The 18987-nt window shown below is 58.1% G+C and carries 16 protein-coding genes and 1 pseudogene; 3 read left to right on the top strand and 14 right to left on the bottom strand.

The window, feature by feature from the left end; genetic code table 11:
• Positions 1-30: 30 nt before the first annotated feature.
• Positions 31-963 (bottom strand): glutathione S-transferase family protein, encoded by a 933-nt coding sequence (locus tag J3P77_RS17745; RefSeq protein WP_434677885.1) that lies wholly within the window; start codon positions 961-963, stop codon positions 31-33.
• Between the two features lie 302 nt (positions 964-1265).
• Between J3P77_RS17745 and J3P77_RS17750 the strand changes: the two genes are divergently transcribed.
• Positions 1266-6608, top strand: coding sequence for an RHS repeat domain-containing protein (locus J3P77_RS17750; protein ID WP_434677886.1), 5343 nt, complete (start codon positions 1266-1268; stop codon positions 6606-6608).
• On the opposite strand, the gene J3P77_RS17755 is transcribed toward J3P77_RS17750, so the two are convergent.
• The 7 genes from J3P77_RS17755 to J3P77_RS17785 all read right to left on the bottom strand — a co-directional run bounded on the left by J3P77_RS17755 (position 6598) and on the right by J3P77_RS17785 (position 13139).
• The gene (locus tag J3P77_RS17755; protein WP_434677887.1) at positions 6598-6969 is read right to left on the bottom strand and encodes a GIY-YIG nuclease family protein; all 372 of its coding nucleotides are present in this window, start codon (positions 6967-6969) and stop codon (positions 6598-6600) included. The two genes, J3P77_RS17750 and J3P77_RS17755, sit on opposite strands and share 11 nt — an antisense overlap.
• Complete coding sequence (locus J3P77_RS17760; RefSeq protein WP_434677888.1) at positions 6941-7432, bottom strand: nuclear transport factor 2 family protein; 492 nt, start codon at positions 7430-7432, stop codon at positions 6941-6943. The genes J3P77_RS17755 and J3P77_RS17760 overlap by 29 nt, the downstream gene beginning before the upstream one ends.
• Before the next feature lie 83 nt (positions 7433-7515).
• A complete protein-coding gene (locus J3P77_RS17765) occupies positions 7516-8748 on the bottom strand; it encodes a CynX/NimT family MFS transporter (protein ID WP_434677889.1) in 1233 nt (410 codons plus the stop codon).
• A gap of 227 nt (positions 8749-8975) precedes the next feature.
• Entirely contained in the window at positions 8976-9740 is a 765-nt protein-coding gene (locus J3P77_RS17770; RefSeq protein WP_434677890.1) for an amino acid ABC transporter ATP-binding protein, read from the bottom strand.
• 10 nt (positions 9741-9750) lie between these two features.
• Entirely contained in the window at positions 9751-10848 is a 1098-nt protein-coding gene (locus J3P77_RS17775; protein WP_434677891.1) for an amino acid ABC transporter permease, read from the bottom strand.
• 10 nt (positions 10849-10858) lie between these two features.
• Positions 10859-12040: an amino acid ABC transporter permease gene (locus tag J3P77_RS17780; RefSeq protein ID WP_434677892.1), complete on the bottom strand. Its 1182-nt coding sequence runs from the start codon at positions 12038-12040 to the stop codon at positions 10859-10861.
• 70 nt (positions 12041-12110) lie between these two features.
• Complete coding sequence (locus J3P77_RS17785; protein WP_434677893.1) at positions 12111-13139, bottom strand: amino acid ABC transporter substrate-binding protein; 1029 nt, start codon at positions 13137-13139, stop codon at positions 12111-12113.
• Positions 13140-13619: 480 nt separating this feature from the next.
• Between J3P77_RS17785 and J3P77_RS17790 the strand changes: the two genes are divergently transcribed.
• Both J3P77_RS17790 and rhlB read left to right on the top strand, forming a co-directional pair.
• Complete coding sequence (locus J3P77_RS17790) at positions 13620-14279, top strand: alpha/beta hydrolase (protein ID WP_434677894.1); 660 nt, start codon at positions 13620-13622, stop codon at positions 14277-14279.
• 292 nt (positions 14280-14571) lie between these two features.
• Positions 14572-15849 (top strand): annotated as a pseudogene (gene rhlB, locus J3P77_RS17795) (ATP-dependent RNA helicase RhlB); the annotation flags it as partial.
• Between the two features lie 63 nt (positions 15850-15912).
• Here the strand turns inward: rhlB and J3P77_RS17800 are convergent.
• The 6 genes from J3P77_RS17800 to moaC form a co-directional block, all read right to left on the bottom strand.
• Positions 15913-16572 (bottom strand): DUF799 domain-containing protein, encoded by a 660-nt coding sequence (locus J3P77_RS17800; protein ID WP_434677895.1) that lies wholly within the window; start codon positions 16570-16572, stop codon positions 15913-15915.
• Positions 16569-16940: a DUF4810 domain-containing protein gene (locus J3P77_RS17805; protein ID WP_434677896.1), complete on the bottom strand. Its 372-nt coding sequence runs from the start codon at positions 16938-16940 to the stop codon at positions 16569-16571. The genes J3P77_RS17800 and J3P77_RS17805 overlap by 4 nt, the downstream gene beginning before the upstream one ends.
• 24 nt (positions 16941-16964) lie before the next feature.
• Positions 16965-17615, bottom strand: a complete 651-nt coding sequence (locus tag J3P77_RS17810; protein ID WP_434677897.1) for a CsgG/HfaB family protein — start codon at positions 17613-17615, stop codon at positions 16965-16967.
• Positions 17616-17807: 192 nt separating this feature from the next.
• Positions 17808-18257: a molybdopterin synthase catalytic subunit MoaE gene (gene moaE, locus J3P77_RS17815; RefSeq protein ID WP_434677898.1), complete on the bottom strand. Its 450-nt coding sequence runs from the start codon at positions 18255-18257 to the stop codon at positions 17808-17810.
• 2 nt (positions 18258-18259) lie between these two features.
• Positions 18260-18505: a MoaD/ThiS family protein gene (locus J3P77_RS17820; RefSeq protein ID WP_434677899.1), complete on the bottom strand. Its 246-nt coding sequence runs from the start codon at positions 18503-18505 to the stop codon at positions 18260-18262.
• Positions 18502-18987: a cyclic pyranopterin monophosphate synthase MoaC gene (gene moaC / locus J3P77_RS17825; protein ID WP_434677900.1), complete on the bottom strand. Its 486-nt coding sequence runs from the start codon at positions 18985-18987 to the stop codon at positions 18502-18504. Before moaC ends, J3P77_RS17820 begins: the two co-directional genes overlap by 4 nt.

Raw genomic sequence — 18987 nt, forward strand, 5'->3', positions numbered from 1 at the left:
GCTGGCAGCGGCCAGCTCCCACAGCCTCAGCTAGAGCTTTTCGACGCGGAACCCCAGACGTGGGAAGTGCACGTGCACGATGCCGGCGCGTGGATCTTCGCGGCGCAGGATCAGTTCTTCGCGGCCGGCGAATACCAGCTCCCCTTCCACCGTATCTACACCGTAATCCACTGCGCTGATCGCTACCCGATCGCCCGGCGCGAGCCCGTTGAATGCTGCGAAGGGTTCTTCGGGCAGCGGCGCGGGAGCCGAGCGGGCGGCAATTTCGATCGCTTCAGCCGGGCTCAGCTCGCTCGGCGCGCCGTGACCGAAACCCAGCACGCGGCCCAGCCAGGCGGCCACGGTCGGGTAATCATCGACCAGCGGCGCGGTGACCGGCGTCTGTTTAAGGAACCACAAAGTGTGCGCCACGCTGAAGTCGGCAATCGAAGGTTCGTTCAGGAGGAAATCTCCATCGCGTGACAGTTGCTGCTCCAGGCGGCTCATCAGAGTCGGCCATTGCTGCAAGGCTTGCTCGGCCGGCAACCGCGTGGCGCTGCCTCCATCGAACAGCTTGCCGCGGTCGGCTACGAACGCCTTCATCACTTCAGCCGGAACATTGGCGAAGCGGGCCGCCAGGGACGCGGGCTGAAAAACCAGGCTGACGGCGTGGAAAAACATCGTCGCGTCGGCCCACGCGGCCAGGCTGGCGGCAGCGAACTCCTTGCCTTCGGGGTAGAAAGACGGCGATGCCTTTTCCTGCTCCAGGCGGCGCGCCATCAAGGCTGTGTCGCAATACACATCCGCGCCGATCTGCAGAACCGGTGTCTTGCGGTAACCACCGGTCAAGGCGGTCAGATCGGGCTTGGGCATGATCGAAGGAACGGTCACCGAGCGCCATGAGAGCCCTTTGAAGCCAAGCATCAGACGGGCCTTTTCGGCAAACAGCGAGGCGGGATAGTGGTGCAGAATCAATTCGTTCATGTGGATTCTCTTGGTCTGATCGGGCGTTTCCAGCGTAGCGCCTCAAACGGCTAATGCACAGCACGAACCATGGGCCTGGACATGTATTTACGGTGAAGCTTGTCTGCCGCCCGTCAGAGAAAGTTACCTCTTCGCGTAAAAAGACCGAGCAACCTTGAACCAATCACAAAAAACGTTAAGCACTGACATTTCTGTCAGCAGACAAAAGCGCTGAAAAACTTAAAATAAATGAACACGGATGTCATCTCATCAGCTGCAGTACGCGCGATCAGGAGCCCAAAACCTGATCATGGATAACCACCATGGAAAAGGCACTTCTCAAACAGCTCTATCAACTTCCGAAGAATACTCCGCTCCGCGTTCACGGAAATTTTGGATCAATCTCCGGCGACTTGGAGAAAGGCAATCTGGTTTCTCTGGATCTTGCCCGAAAGACTCTTACTCTTTATAACACGGTTTACAGCTCTAACCGAACCATCAACACTGAAAACATTAGATACATTACCTATACCCTTAACGGCAAATCATATCCGTTAGTACCGGATCGGCCTTCTTATTTAAACACCGGCATTGCGGAACACAACGACGGGGACTTACAAACAGGCGAATTCAATGCTTACTTGCCCATATCCAACCTCATCGGAAACAACGGCATGGGGCCCTCGCTGGCACTAAACTACTACTATTCAGTGGGTGTGGAATTTACCTTGGGCGGTTGGGCACCCCGTTTCAGCTACGTGACCATTTACGATACGGTTGTAAAGTTACACCTGCACACGGGGCAGACATTCACTATCTTCGAGTCGATGGTACCTTACTCCCCACAACCCGGACTTACTATCAAAGATTTCTCTACACCTTCGCAGATGAAAATCGTCCACAAAGACGGGACCGTAGAGATCCTGGAAGACATATTTGTAAAAAATATCAATAGCGATACCGTCTTCCAGCCCGAAATCTCGGCTTACGCCGGCAACGTCGATAGGTGCCTGGTGCCCACACAGATCATCAACAGCGCAGGCCACGCTCTTTATTTCGAATGGACGGGCACGCTGTATGCCAACCTCCTGCTCAGCAAGATTTCAGACGACACCCAGGTACTCTTAAATACAAGTCGGCTGACAAAGAAAACACTGCTTGCCAACCAAACCGTCAGCCTTGACGCCGTTGAATTTATCGAGCGCCCGAACCAGGCTCCTGTCACGCTGTGCACCCTTTATCTACAAGATTCAAAACTGATCAAATACGAGAAAAATAACGGTCCCGACGCTGATACTCAGGAGTTCACCTACACCGGTCAGCATCTTACAACCATCCAGCATTCTCGCCCTTTGAAAGAGCTGGTGACCTACTCCACAGACAACCGCGTTTCCCGTTACACCGTGACAGGCAACAACGCTTCATCCAGCCGAGTCGAAGACTATACATTTACCGCATCTACTGCAAAACGGGTCACCACCTTTGATAATACCTCGCTGACGACAGAGCTATTTTTTGACGCTGATGATCTTTTAACCAAAACATCTGTCATGCAGGGCGATTGCATAAAGAGCACGGAATATAAGCGGGAATTCGATTCGACAGCCGGCTTGCTATTGCTACACACTTTGACAACGTACAAAAACAAGCAATCACAAAGAACCGAGACCCAGTGTTCGGTGTTTGATGTCTTGGGCAACCTCGTCAAGCGGACCGCTAACGACGTAACAACTGAGTTCACCTACTACCGGGGGCAGGCCAAGGAAGAAGAAATGGTGACCAACACCAGCACCTATACTGATACATCTGGGCTGCACGGGAAACTGGGATGGATGCTCGATTACATGAACCCTATTGGCTGGGGTTTTCTGATGTTTGGCAAACAAGGGATGACGTGGGGAACCATCGAACATCGAAGCGTCGTACACAACCCTTACCCGACCAATACTGGAATGACATCCTATAACCTGCCCCTCAGAATAGAGTGCCCGGGCGACCCCAATTACTTCCGCGTTTACGTTGAGTCTGAAAAGAGTTACCGCACCATCAATGGAAAGCGGCTCGATCTACGCTGGACGTTCTATGGCTACACCAGCCTGCCAGTGAAGGGACAACGGGCGTCCGGCCCCGCAGTAAGACCGAGTGTGAAACTGATCATTCACAACCCGCAGTCCGATGACACGCTCAAACTCAGAGAGTGGAGCAACAGTCGCATGGTAGTGCAAGAGACCGACTATTACACCGACCCTGGAGACCTGTCTTTCGGCCGCATCAGATCTCTGACCCAGCGACTGCTCGATGCGTCCGGCAAGACCATCCCCCTGTCGCTCCAGAAGACCTCCTACACCTACCAGCTGCAGGGCGACGCGCTCACCACGACCACCACCTTCCAGTCTTCTGAAAACACTCAGGATGTGACTCAAGCTACGCATTCCATGAGGTCTTATCAGCTTGTACATTCGCAGGATCCGCACGGCAACAGCGTGAGCTACAGCTACGATGCCCGCGGTCGGATGTTGACCAAGTCCGAACAGCCCCAGGATAAAAGTGCCCCGCACAAAACCGGTTATGCATACTCGCTTACTCAGGGTTGCCCTACGGTGATCACGACATTCCCAACGGGGCAGCAGTATCGAGAATGCTATGACGCCTTTGGCCGCATCGCCAGCACTGAAACCCGTGCCTCAAGCGATACCAGCCTGGGATGGCGGCAGCTTTCCAGTACGGTCTACGATGGTCTGGGCCGAGAAAAAACAACCCTTGAATATGACTACGCTACTGCTGCCTCTGAAACTTCCCCGATCACCAAACGGCAACTGGAGCACATCTACGATAACTGGGGAAACCCTACAGGCCTCCAGGTACAGGGCGGCATTGCTCGCCATAACGAGTATGACCCCGTGACCCAGACGAGAACGGTGAGACAGCAATACCTCTCCACCGCGTGCTGCAAGCAAATCACGCAGTACAACTCACTGGGCGGTATTGATAAGCACTCTTTTGTCGACGCAGCCGGCACGGTGTGTCAAACGGTCCAATACGGATACGATGCTGCTGGCCGAATCAGTACACAAAGAGGGATCAATGCCCTTGAACAGACGTATGCGTGGGACAGTTTTGGTCGACTGCAGAAGTCTTGCGGCGACGCCGTTGAACACACGTGCGAATACCCTGATCACACGACATCGTCTCTTGCGTCACGCATTAAGCTCGACAGATTGTCTGACGCATACGCCTACGAGTGGGGAAGCCGCAAGATTGACGGCCTTGATCGAGTGGTCGAAGTGCGGGCAGGTGGGCGTGCCAGAACTTACACTTATACGGGAAGTAACACCTGGGGCACGTTGAGCAGCGCGCCTGCGCCATCGGTCAATCTTTCTCAAAGAGTGAGCACGCAACTGGCGTATGACTCATCGACATCCACATTGACCCAGACGACGACCGGCTACCCCGCGCAAACAACCAAGTCCGCCTACACGTATTCGCTACGAGGCGTGTTGCTTAAGTACACGGACGATTTCGGCAACCAGACAACATTCACCTACGACCTGCTGGGGCGTCTGACCGGTACTTCCGGCACGTGGGGCAGCACTGCCTTGAGCTATGACAGCGATGAGCGCCTCATCAAAGAAAGCGTCACGGAGTCGGCCGGCAAGGTCTGCATGACAATCACGTATAAATACGATAATCAAAGCCGCGAAATAGAGCGCGTCTTCACTGCTTCCGGGTACCCTAACCTGACAGCCAGGCAAAGCTTCGATGCCAACAACCGGTTGGCGGTTATCACGCTGCTTCGAGACAGCACCGAACTGTCCCAGGAACGTTTTTCCTACACTCCCGGCGGCCAGCTCGCTGTCTATGAATGCAGCGGATCGCAACGCCCCCTGGATGCCCAAGGCAAGAAGCTGAGCAAGCAGACATTTTCCTATAATCCGTTGGGCGGTATTCAACAGTGCATCAGCGTCTTCGACGGCGGTCAGGACACTGCCACTTTCAATTACGATGCTAAAGACAAGACCCAACTGCGCTCGATCAGTCACTCGGCTGCTGGCCGGAGCACCGTTACGCTTGACTACGATACGGATGGACGCCTGAGGAACAACGAAAGTGGATACTCGTTGTCCTACAACGCTGCTGGCCGGCTTGCTCGGCTTGTCCGCTCTGACGCGAACTTCCGTGAATACAGCTATCTCTATGACGAGCAAGGCAAGGTGATGGCTTGCTTCGGTACTTATTATTACGAGCGTTACTATTACCGTAATGGCCAGCAATATGCGCGAGATGGTGTGGTTCAGATCAACGGCAGCTATTACTCGCGTCTGTCTCGTTTTGCGAACCAGAGTGATGCCTGCCAGCTCCTGCAGCAGACTTTGACTTTGGCAGACACCAGCGGCAGCGGCAAACCCAGTTACAGTTTTGAACTCAAAAACGCCATGGGTTCCGTCATTGCCAGTTATGACTTGGCGACCAAAGCCCAGACGCTTTTCAGTTATACCCCATTCGGTTATCGCCCCGATGACTGGACGCAGCGAAGCTGGCTGGGTTTCAACGGTGAGCCCATCGACCGGCCTACCGGTGCCTACCATTTGGGCAATGGCGCTCGGGTCTACAACAGTGCATTGCAGACCTTCCAGACGCCTGACAGCTTCAGCCCATTCGGGATAGGCGGGCTTAATGGCTATGTGTATTGCAGCAATGATCCAGTTAACTTCAGTGATCCGGATGGCCATGCAGAAGTTGTCAGACAGTACAGTGAAGTGAGCCACGGCGCGTTTGTAGAAGACACGATCGTCAGGGCTTCAATGGACCTGGTCTTCGGCGCTGCCCTGTCCGTGGCAACCGGGGGGATATCCACAGGCTTCGGCGTTGCAACATTAGGGCTTGAGATTGTTTCAGGTAGTTTTGGAGTTGCCGCAGCAGCGTTGGCAGAGCGAGACCCTCACACCGCAAACATATTAAGTTGGGCGTCGTTTGGCACGTCTACGACCGGCAACATTTTCGATGTTGCTGACATGATAAAGGTCGGGCGCTATGCCACCGGCTCGCTTTCAGGCATTGCTATCAGTGCCGAGCGTCGAGCCACGGCCGCACTGACGAAAACCTTTGACGCCGCAGACCACCTGGTCACGATGGGCGGAACGATGCGCTCGCTCACGCAGATTGACGGGGAGCTTTACACCTTCGTCGACACTTACAAAGCCAAAGACCGTCTGAATATTGCGGTACACGGCAAAGACCTGAATTTCATTGAGGAGAAACTGCTTAACAACAGCTCATCCGTCATCCTGAATAATGCGGAGCATTCCGCCGCCGATGTGCTGAGGATGTTGAATGATCAAAACGTTGACCCGACGCTCTACGACAATATTCGTCTGCTGATCTGTTTTTCAGGCAACGGTGGGGCCAGTTCATTCGCTGCGCAATTCAAGAACCTTGTCCACCGACCTACCAAGGGGTTCATCGGCCCGGTCACAATGAATTATGGGTCTACCCCCATGGCCAAGATATTCTCCCACGCAGCCCAGTCAGGGGGCGCTGGAACGGCAGAACTGGCCGCAGTTTTTTCGCAGAGCATTGAGCACAGGGTGCTCAAGAAAAACCCTTATAACCTGTTGGAGAAACCTTTGCTTTACGCTGGTTTCAGGTATAAACCCGTCAAATTCTGATAGGCAGGATGTGAGTGCCAAGGTCGCCATTCGGCCTTGGCACTTCCGTGCGGCCGCCTGTCCTGGCTGTCTCTACCAAGGCCTCTTTGGCGCTCTTGCGCAACTTCTTGATCAGCCGTTCGTGACGCAGCGCCTCGCTCTTGCTGGGCCAGGCTTCCAAGTACACCAGAGCCACCGCCGGGCTGGAGTGGAAATAGCGCGCTCCTTTGCCACACTGGTGCGCAGCAAACCGCCGTTGCGGGTTATCGCTGATCCCGCAGTACAACGAGCCATTAGCGGCGCGCACAAGGTAGACGAACCAGGGTTTCGTCGTCGGCTCCTCAGGTTTGAAGTCAGACACGACGGCTCTCGGTGTAGGCATTCAGCCCCTTGAGCGCCTGGGCGCGGATAGCGTTCTGCACCAGCGGCGTCCAGCCCAGCAGCAGGCCCTTGGCGCCCAGCGCCTGGCGGGACCAACGCCAGAGGTCGAACCGGTCACGGTGCTCGCGGATCCTGCCATCACGAAAGACGAAACTTCCCTGGATATCGTTGACCACGGTGCGGCCGGTCTGGCTGAACAGGTAGGTGGCCACCCAATGCGCGCTGCCGATCCGGTCGTCGGCGCGGACCTGATCGAACACTACATTGAAGTCCCGTGCCCGCGACGTCAGCATCCGCCACATGTTGCCGACCTGCTCACCACGCAGCTCGCCGAACGCCGGATCGCTGAACACCACGTCCTCGGTGTAGCACGCAGTCATGGCTTCGGCGTCCAGCCGGGCGAAGGCTTCGTAGAATCGGGTGATCAGCGCACTATTGGCCTGGCTGGCTGTTTCGTAGCTCATGTCTGCGGGTCCCTTCCAAATGGTGCGAGCACGATAAGCGGCAACGCGAGGCTTTGCCATCCTTGATCGCGGCGCACTTCCGGTTACTCGACTTTCTCGCTGGTCACCTGCACGTACAGCGCCCGACCAGCGCCCAGACCAGCCACCGCCGCACCCAGGCCAAGCACAGCGAAGATCCAGCCGATGGCGTTCCAGCTGCCGGTCACGTCATGCACGACGCCGACCGCAAATGGCCCCATGGAAGCGATGGTGTAGCCGATACCCTGGGCCATGCTCGACAGGTTGGCGGCCACATGGGAATCGCGCGAGCGAAGCACGATCAAGGCCAGCGCCACGCTGAACATTCCGCCCTGCCCCAGGCCGAGCAGAATCGCCCAACCCCACAAACCTTCGAGCGGTGCATACAGACAGCCGAAAAGTCCGCTGAGCGTCAGCGTCATGAGAATCATGATCGGCAGGCGCTGATCCTTGCCGCGAGTCGCCAGCCACGGAACGCCCAGGGCACTGACGACCTGGACGATGATTGAACCCGACAGCAGCAGACCGGCGTGGGTAGGCGTCAGGCCGCGACCGATGAGGATTGACGGCAACCAGCCAAAGACGATGTATGACAGCGACGACTGCAACCCCATGTACAGCGTCACTTGCCACGCCAGCCGATCACGCAGCAGCCCTTTGACTCGATACACGGCTCGGTTCGAGTCGTGCGATTCGCGGGCCTGCGGAAACCACACCACTGCCGCGATCAGCGCGGGGATCAGCCAGAACCCGAGCCCTGCCTGCCAACTGTCATTGAAATACTGGCTCAAGGGCACGGTCGAGCCGGCCGCAATCGCGGCGCCAAGACACAACGCCATGGTGTAGACGCCGGTCATCGCGCCGGCCTGTTTCGGGAAGTCGCGCTTGACGATGCCAGGCAGCAGAACGCCGATCACACCGATGCTGGCACCCGCCAGCAGGCTGCCGCCGAACAGACCGATTTCGCCGAACAGGCTGCGCAGTGCCAAGCCGGCAGCGAGGGTCAGCAGAATCATCAGCACCACCCGCTCGCTACCGAAGCGACGCGCCAGCACCGGCGCCAGCGGCGCGAAAAGCCCCAGACACAGGACCGGCAAGGTGGTCAGCAATCCCGCCTCGGCGGCGGACATCCCGAGGTCTTTGGAGACCGTATTGAGTAGCGGCGCGATGCTCGACAACGCAGGACGCAAATTGAGAGCGACCAGCACCAACCCCAATAGCAGCAACCACGGGCGCTTCAGAATCGGATGGGCATGGTCGGAGGCAGGTTGAGGGGTCGGGGGTGCCTTGGCAGTCATCAGCTTCTCGTTATCAGGAATATCAGCCCGTTTCAGGGGGGCAATATCCTGTTGGAGAACGCAGAGGAATACAAGGTTCAGGCGGGAGGGGAATTCGGCGGGCCTCAGGCCCGTGGGAGCGAACTTGTTCGCGAAGACTTGTGTACAGCCAATGCAAATGCTTTGACTATACAGGCCTCTTCGCGGACGAGTCCGCTCCTACAGAGCTGTCTGCTCCTACCAGGGCATCAATGAATGATCTGGCTCAGGAACAGCTTGGTGCGGTCACTTTGCGGGTTGTCGAAGAAGTCGTTCGGCGCGGCCTGTTCGACGATTTCGCCCTTGTCCATGAAGATCACCCGGTTTGCCACGGTGCGGGCAAAGCCCATTTCGTGGGTCACGCAGAGCATGGTCATGCCTTCTTCGGCCAGGCTGACCATGGTGTCGAGCACTTCCTTGACCATTTCCGGGTCGAGCGCCGAGGTCGGCTCGTCGAACAGCATGATCTTGGGCTTCATGCACAGGGCACGGGCGATGGCCACACGCTGCTGCTGGCCGCCGGAAAGCTGGCCCGGATACTTGTGCGCCTGCTCCGGAATCCGCACGCGCTCCAGGTAGTGCATGGCGATTTCTTCAGCTTTCTTCTTCGGCATGTTACGCACCCACATCGGCGCCAGCGTGCAGTTCTGCAGGATGGTCAGGTGCGGGAACAGGTTGAAGTGCTGAAACACCATGCCGACTTCGCGGCGAATGGCTTCGATCTGCTTGAGGTCCGAGGTCAGCTCGGTGCCGTCCACCACGATCCGGCCTTGCTGATGCTCTTCCAGACGATTCAGGCAACGAATGGTGGTCGACTTGCCCGAACCCGAAGGCCCGCACAACACGATACGTTCACCCTGACGCACATTCAGGTTGATGTCCTTGAGCACGTGGAACTGGCCGTACCATTTATGGACGCCTTCCATGCGGATCATGCCTTCAGCGCCCAGAGGCTTATTGATAACTTCACTCATCACAAAACTCCTAACGCTTGTGGCCTGTGTCCAGCTTGCGTTCCAAATGCATGGAATAGCGGGACATGCCGAAACAGAAGATCCAGAACACCAGGGCCGCGAATACATAGCCCTCGGTAGCCATACCCAGCCATGACGGGTCGGCAGTGGCTTGTTTGACGCTGTTGAGCAGGTCGAACAGGCCGATGATGATGACCAGGCTGGTGTCTTTGAACAGGGCAATAAAGGTGTTGACGATGCCGGGGATAACCATCTTCAACGCTTGAGGCAGAATCACCAGCCCCATGCTGCGCCAGTAACCCAGGCCCATCGCGGAGGCGGCCTCGTACTGACCCTTGGGAATGGCCTGCATGCCGCCACGCACCACTTCAGCGATGTAGGCGGACTGGAACAGAATGACGCCGATCAAGGCCCGCAGCAGTTTGTCGAAGTTCATCCCTTCCGGCATGAACAGCGGCAGCATCACCGAAGACATGAACAGCACGGTGATCAACGGCACGCCGCGCCAGAACTCGATGAAGGTCACACACACCACGCGCACCGCAGGCATGTTCGACCGACGACCCAGCGCCAGCAGGATACCCAGCGGCAATGCACCGGCGATGCCGACGGTGGCGATCACCAGAGTCAGCATCAGGCCGCCCCACTGGCTGGTCGGAACGGTGGTCAGACCGAACGCGCCGCCATGCAGCAGGTAGAACGCAACTACCGGGTAGACCACCAGGAAACCGATGGCATAGATCGCCTTGCGCGGGAACCGGGAGATGAACAGCGGCGCAGCGCCGACGATTGCCAGAATAGCCGTCAGGTCTACCCGCCAGCGCAACTCGGTGGGGAAGTAGCCGTACATGAACTGGCCGAAACGCTGCTGGATGAACACCCAGCAAGCGCCTTCCTTGGTGCAGTCGGCGCGCGTGCTGCCGATCCAGTTGGCATCCAGCAATGCCCAGCTGATGATCGGCGGCACCACCAGATAGACCAGATACAGCGACAGCAAGGTCAGCAGCGTATTGATCCAGCTGGAGAACAGGTTCTGACGCATCCATGCAACCGGACCGAACACTTTGCCCGGTGGCGGCATATCAGGTTTGAAAGTATGAGTTGTCATGCGCGTTTCCTCACCGCTCGATCAGCGCAATGCGCTTGTTGTACCAGTTCATCAGCAGGGAAATGCTGATACTGATCGCCAGGTACACACTCATGGTGATGGCAATGACTTCGATTGCCTGACCGGTCTGGTTGAGCACCGTGCCGGCAAACAGCGAAACCATCTCCGGATAACCAATGGCTGCCGCCAGCGAGGAGTTCTTCGCCAGGTTCAGGTATTGGCTGGTCAAAGGCGGAATGATCACCCGCAGAGCCTGCGGAATGATGACCTTGCGCAGCGTCGGCCCGGGCCGCAGCCCCAGCGAACGCGCCGCCTCGGTCTGACCGTGGCTGACCGACTTGATACCCGAACGCACGATCTCGGCGATGAACGCCGCGGTATAGACCGTCAACGCCAGTGTCAACGAGATCAGTTCCGGGATCAGTACCCAGCCGCCTACGAAGTTGAAACCCCGCAGTTCCGGCATTTCCCAGTGCACCGGTGCGCCGAAAACCAGCATGCACAGGCCGGGAATGGCAAGCATCAGCGCCAGACCGACCCAGAACTTGTGGAACGGCTCGCCGGTGGCTTCGAAGCGCTTGTTGGCCCAGCGGGCCATCAGGATCACAGCCACGATGGCCAGCACGATGCTGATCACAAACGGCCATGCGCCTTCGGCGGCGATTGCGCTGGGCATGTTCAGGCCGCGGCTGCTGACGAAGAACATGTCGAAATAACCATGCGCCTGTCGCGGACCCGGCAGGGTCAGGAAGACGGCGGTGTACCAGAACAGGATCTGCAGCAGTGGCGGAATGTTACGGAAGACTTCGACATACACCGTTGCCAGCTTGTTGATCATCCAGTTGGGTGACAAGCGCGCAACACCAATGATGAAGCCCAGAATCGTGGCCAGAAAAATGCCGATGACCGAAACCAGCAATGTGTTCAGCAAGCCGATCACGAAGACCCGGGCATAGCTGTCCGATTCGGTGTAGTCGATCAGGTGCTGGGCAATACCGAAGCCCGCACTGCGTTCAAGAAAGCCGAAACCCGAGGTAATACCACGGTGTTCGAGGTTGGTCTGGACATTGTCGAACATGAACCAGCCCAACGAGACCACCGCCACGACGGTGATGATCTGAAACAACCACGCGCGCACTTTTGGGTCGCTCAAGGAGAGCTTTTGCTTGGGTGCGACGATTTGCTTTTCCATGAAGTGCCCCAGGGAAAATGAAACAGAACGACGCCCGACAGCCGGTGAAGGCTGTCGGGCGTCGGGTCAATCAGCGAATTGGTGGTGCGTACTGGATGCCGCCTGCGTTCCACAGAGCGTTCTGGCCGCGCTTGATTTTCAGCGGGGTAGATTCGCCCAGGTTGCGTTCGAACATTTCACCGTAGTTACCCACTTGCTTGACGATCTGTACTACCCAGTCCTTCGGCAGTTTCAGGTCAGCGCCGTAAGCGCCGTCAGCACCGAGCATACGGGCCACGTCCGGGTTCTTGGTGGACTTGGCTTCAGCTTCGACGTTCTTGGAAGTCACTTTGGCTTCTTCGGCGTTGAGCATCGCGAACAGGGTCCACTTGACGATCGAGAACCACTCTTCATCGCCTTTGCGAACGACAGGGCCTAGTGGCTCCTTGGAGATCACTTCCGGCAGAACGACGTAATCGTCCGGCTTGGCCAGCTTGCTGCGCTGTGCGTACAGCTGCGACTGGTCGGAGGTCAGTACGTCGCAACGGCCGCCTTCCAGCGACTTGGCGCTTTCGTCGGAGGTGTCGAAAGTGATAGGGGTGTACTTCATGCCGTTGGAGCGGAAGTAGTCGGAGACGTTCAGCTCGGTGGTGGTGCCGGCCTGGATACAGACGGTCGCGCCGTCCAGTTCCTTGGCGCTCTTGACGCCCAGCTTGTTGTTCACCAGGAAGCCGATACCGTCGTAGTAAGTCACGCCGGCGAAGACCAGACCCATGCCCGCATCGCGAGAGCTGGTCCAGGTGGTGTTACGCGACAGAACGTCGATTTCACCCGATTGCAGAGCGGTGAAACGCTCCTTGGCGTTCAGCTGGCTGAACTTGACCTTGTTGGCGTCGCCGAAAACGGCAGCAGCTACGGCACGGCAAACGTCAGCGTCGATACCGGTGATCTTGCCGCTGGCATCCGGAACGGAAAACCCTGGCAGGCCATCGCTGACGCCGCATTGAACAAAACCTTTCTTCTGAACAGCGTCAAGCGTGGCACCGGCGTTAGCCGCCCCGGCCACGCCGAGCGCTGCTACAGCTGTGACTACAGCCAGGGTGGATTTCAACATCTTCATTCAAACCTCCAGTTTGCTCTTTGTTGTTTGGGAGCCTTGATCTCGTCGCACCCTTGTGAGGCATGATTGACCCGTGCTGGCTTGTTTTTGGGTCATGCGACGTCGGGCCGGGTAATGAATCGCCTGCAAGCCTGGCTTGCCATGCGTCTCCATTGAAACGGCCCCTTGAATCCAAGCCCCGTGATTTCCCGATTACCGCACTGGTTTCCGGGTGAATCGTGCCGCGAATCCTGACGCATGGACTCCCGTGCTGCTTTTCGACCCTCACCTGTAATAGCCTGTGAGTGTTACCGGTCGAGGTGAGCGCTATGGCTCCAGTCGTTTCATAGCAAAGCCCGTACCAGCATGGTGGCAATGTCGAATTAGCGACAGCACAAGAGCTAAACTTGTAGCCTTGCGACATCTTCGTTCAGATTTGAACAACACGCGCACCGTATTAATGCGCTAAAAAAGCGCCCAGCGCACAACATTGGAGCAGTCATGACCGACCCGCTGATTCTCGAACCTGTCGACACCGTCGACGCCTGTGTCATCTGGCTTCACGGCCTGGGCGCCGACCGTTATGACTTCCTGCCAGTGGCCGAAGGCCTGCAGCAAACCCTGCGCAGCACAAGGTTCGTGCTGCCGCAGGCCCCGACCCAGCCGGTTACCATCAATGGCGGCTACCTGATGCCGAGCTGGTATGACATCAAGACCATGAGCGCTGCGGCTCGCGCCATCGACCATGATCAGATGGAAGCGTCGGCCCAGCAGGTGCTGAACCTGATCGAACAGCAGCGCGACAGTGGCATCGACCCGGCGCGGATCTTTCTCGCAGGCTTTTCGCAGGGCGGCGCGGTCGTGCTGCATACCGCCTATCTACGCTGGCAAGGCCCGCTGGGCGGCGTGCTGGCGCTGTCCACCTACGCGCCAACCTTCAACGAGCAGATGATTCTTTCAGCCAGTCAACAGCGCATTCCGGCGTACTGTCTGCACGGTTTCAACGATGAAGTGGTGCACGCCGCGATGGGACGTGCCGCCTACGAGCACCTCAAGGCTCAAGGTGTCACCGCACAATGGCAGGAATACCCAATGGGCCATCAAGTGTTACCGCAGGAAATTTCCGACATCGGCGGCTGGCTGGCCGACAAGCTGCGCTAAGTCGCGTTGACGCCGGCCGCCCCGACATCAACGGGCAGCTGCTCCGCATGAGACTACGCCGAGCACGGTTCTTGCTTTACACTGCTCGGCGTATATTCCTTAACCAATTGATGAGATGACCGTGCTCAAAGCACTTAAGAAGATGTTCGGCAAAAGCGAGGCCGGGCAGCCCGCGCCGAGCCCCGTAGTGCCCCCCGCTCCGCAGGCTGCGGCCCCGGCCATTGCGCGCGAACCCGTTGCGAACGAAGCCGCCGCCGAACCCGCTATCGCCATGCCCGACCCTGTCGCGCCACCGAAAACCGAGCGCCCGCGCCGTGAACGTGCGCCCAAACCGCCCGTCAAGCCGTGGAAGATCGAAGATTTCGTCGTCGAACCGATGGAAGGTAAAACCCGCTTTCACGACTTCGACCTCGCCCCTGAACTGATGCATGCCATCCAGGACCTGGGCTTTCCCTACTGCACACCCATTCAGGCGGGCGTTCTGGGCTTTACCCTCAAGGGTCGTGACGCCATCGGCCGCGCCCAGACCGGTACCGGCAAGACCGCCGCGTTTCTGATTTCGATCATCACCCAGCTGACCCAGACGCCGCCGCCCCGCGAGCGCTACATGGGCGAGCCACGCGCGCTGATCATCGCGCCTACCCGCGAGCTGGTGGTGCAGATCGCCAAGGACGCGGCCAACCTGACCAAGTACACCGACCTCAACGTGATGACGTTCGTCGGCGGCATGGATTTCGACAAACAGCTCAAGCAACTCGAAGCCCGTCACTGCGACATTCTGGTCGCGACCCCGGGCCGTCTGCTGGACTTCAACCAGCGCGGCGAAGTCCATCTGGACATGGTCGAAGTCATGGTGCTCGACGAAGCCGACCGCATGCTGGACATGGGCTTCATCCCGCAGGTACGGCAGATCATTCGCCAGACTCCGCACAAGGGTGAGCGCCAGACGCTGCTGTTCTCCGCGACGTTCACCGACGACGTCATGAACCTGGCCAAACAGTGGACCACCGATCCCGCCATCGTCGAGATCGAAGCCGAAAACGTGGCGAGCGAGAACGTCGAGCAGCATATCTACGCGGTAGCAGCGGCAGACAAATACAAGCTTCTGTACAACCTGGTCACGGATAACGGCTGGGAACGGGTGATGGTCTTTGCCAACCGCAAGGACGAAGTGCGCCGTATCGAAGAACGTCTGGTACGCGACGGCGTGAACGCCGCGCAGCTGTCAGGCGACGTTCCGCAGCACAAGCGTATCAAGACGCTGGAAGGCTTCCGCGAAGGCAAGATCCGCGTGCTGGTCGCCACCGACGTGGCCGGCCGTGGCATTCACATCGATGGCATCAGTCACGTGATCAACTTCACCCTGCCGGAAGTACCGGATGATTACGTGCACCGTATCGGCCGTACCGGCCGCGCCGGTGCCGACGGCGTATCGATCAGCTTCGCAGGTGAAGATGATTCCTATCAGCTGCCTGCCATCGAAGAGAAGCTGGGCCGCAAGATCAGCTGCGAAACGCCGCCGACCGAGCTGTTGCGTGCAGTGGTGCGCAAGCCAGCCCAGCCGCAGTAACTCCACGCTGAGCCAAACGGCAATCGTCCCCTGCACATTGCGCCAGGGGACGACTCTGGCAGGTCAATCCGTACCGTATTTCGGTGAACGCGGCCCGTACAGCAGGCCGGCTGGATGGCCCGCCGACAGCAGACGGTTGCTGGCGATCCCCGCAATCGGGTGGCCGGCATCGGTTGCGCTGTTGATGATCTGCTTGACGGCTGCAGTGATCAGCATGCCCACGAGCCCGCCACCACTGTTATTCCCGCCTTCATCACTGGACGCCGAAGCCGTGCCGGTCCACAAGGCAGCGCCTGTGCGCAGGTCCACCAGCTTGGCAGTGACCGTTACCAGCGTCTGACTAGAGATGACCATGTAGCTGGTGCCGTACTGCTTCACCGTGACATACATGGCAGCATCCGCACCGAATATCTCGCGCAGCTTGGCTGGCGAGGTGGCGTGAATGTCATTGGCGTTGGTCAAGCCATTGTTGCGGAAAGTCTCATCGACCAGAGCGACGGGCAGGACGTAATAGCCCGACTCCGCCAGCGGATAGGTCACTTGGGAGAATGTGCTGTACGTTGCCTTGATGTCCGGCGACTCGTTCACAGGTGGCAGCACCAGAATCGAGCGTGGCCGGCTTTCCTTGAAAGCCGAGTAGTCGATGGTCTTCGGTGCGACACAGCCTGTCAGCACGGCCAGGGCAAACACAGTACCTGCCACCCTCAGAATTGCACGGCTCATTTCACGACTCCTGTCTGGGTATTCTTGAGCAGAAAATCCATGTACGTGGCCGACTCCGGGAACAGAGCCTTTTCGGTACGCAGTTGCTGCACCATTTGATCGTCCTTGCCCAAGCTGCCATAGAGCATGCCGAGTTGTGCGTGATATCCCGGCGGCGGGGTAGCGTTGGATGCACGGATTTTCTGCAGATCCTCTTCCAGCTTGATGACCTGGGCTTCCTTGGATTCGCCTTTGAAATACTCGTATACCTCAGGCTGGTAACTGCCCCACTGGTACAGGGTTTTCGGCTGTTGTACGCAACCGGTGGCACACAGGCCCACCACTACAGATGTTGCGACCAGGCGCAACGAGACACTCATACTGCTCATAAACTTGAAATTCCGTTTCAGATATCAGTTGGCGGTGGGCTTCCAGGCGCCGCTGTCGAGCGCGCGAACCATATTGTTCACGGCCTCTCGCATGGCCAGATCCAAGACCTTGCCGTTAAGGGTCGAGTCATAGCTGGCGGTACCGCCAAAGCCGATGACTTCACGATTGGAAAGCTCGTATTCACCCGCGCCCTGGGTCGAGAAGACCACTTCCGACGTGCTGATGTTGACGATATTCAGCGCCACTTTTGCATAAGCGATCTGCGACTTGCCGCGACCCAGCAGACCGAACAGTTGCTGATCGCCTACTTCTTTGCGACCGAACTCGGTGACGTCGCCTGTGACCACATAATCGGCGCCCTTCAAGCGCTGAGCAGTGGCCTTGATGGTCGCCTCTTGCTGAATCTCGGCCATATTGTCCCGATCCAGGACATTGAAGCGGTTGGTTTGCTGCATGTGAGTTATGAGGATGGTCTTGGCCTGACCGCCGAGACGGTCGACGCCGTCGGAGAAAATTCCGCGCATGTAACTGGAGCGGTTATCAAACTTGCCGACCGCCACCGGATGGCGAGTTCCGCTGTAGGCAACACTCGCGCTCTCTACCTTGGCCACGGGCAGCGCCCGCGAACTTTCCGTCGCACAGCCACTGATCAGTGCGAGTGCAACTGTCGTCATCCCTGCTACTAACCCCTGTTGCAATCTCTTCACGTACCTACTCCATTTTTTCGGAAAACCTGTCTGCAACACCGGTTTCGCGAAAGCGAGCGCAGCCAGACAGCACAGTGCGTATCTGCCGGAAGACGGATAACTGTAGGTATCAGGCTGTTTTAATTGAACGATCCTGCGAATTGCGCTGGGGGCCGTCGCTCACTTCCAGCGTTGCGCGGCTTGCTCGTCGCTGAGACGCCCTTCGACCCAGCGCGGGCCCTGTGCGGTATTTTCGCGCTTCCAGAACGGCGCGCGGGTTTTCAGGTAGTCCATGACGAAATCGCAGGCCTCGAACGCGGCCTGGCGGTGGGCGCTGGCGACGCCGACAAAGACGATGGGTTCGCCAGGCTCCAGCGCACCGACCCGGTGCAATACCTCCAGCCGCAGCAAGGGCCAGCGGGCTTCGGCCTCGGCGATGATCTTATGCAGGGCTTTTTCGGTCATGCCCGGATAGTGCTCCAGGAACATGCCGGACACTTCGTGCCCGTCATTGAAATCCCGTACATAGCCGACAAAGCTGACCACCGCGCCGATGCCGACATTGGCAGCGTGCAGTGCGTTGACCTCGACGCCCGGATCGAAGGGTGCCGCCTGAACGCGAACGGCCATGGTCAGCCTCCGGTCACGGTGGGGAAAAACGCCACTTCATCGCCGTCCTGCAATGGCTCGTCCAGTGAACAGAGTTCCTGATTGCGGGCACACATCAGGTTCTGCTCGGCCAGCACCTGCCAGTTTTCGCCACGCTGCAACAAGTGCTGGCGCAGCGCGTCGAGGTTGGCGAACGAGCCGTCAACCTGTTCGCCGTCCAGACCGAGCGCCTCGCGATAGCGCGCGAAGTATTGAACCTGAATACTCATTGCGCCGACTCCGCGGGCTGGGCGATGAAGTGCCCGCTCTTGCCGCCGAGTTTTTCCAGCAGTTGCACGGACTCAATGACCATGCCGCGATCCACGGCCTTGCACATGTCATAAATGGTCAGCGCGGCTACGCTGGCGGCGGTCAGCGCTTCCATTTCCACACCGGTCTGACCGGCAAGCTTGCAGCGCGCCACGATCGATACGGCATCGTCGCCTTCGGCGTTGAGCTCGACTTTGACGCTGGTCAGCATCAGCGGGTGGCAGAGCGGGATCAGGTCACTGGTTTTCTTCGCGGCCTGGATGCCGGCGATACGAGCAACAGCGAACACATCGCCTTTGGGATGACCGCCGCTGACGATCATTTGCAAGGTAGCGGGCAACATGCGCACCCGCGCCTGAGCCACAGCCTCACGGGACGTCACAGCCTTGTCGGTAACGTCGACCATATTGGCGCGACCTTGAGAATCGAGATGTGTAAGCAC

It is taken from the genome of Pseudomonas sp. R1-18, assembly GCF_051132095.1.
GTDB lineage: Bacteria > Pseudomonadota > Gammaproteobacteria > Pseudomonadales > Pseudomonadaceae > Aquipseudomonas.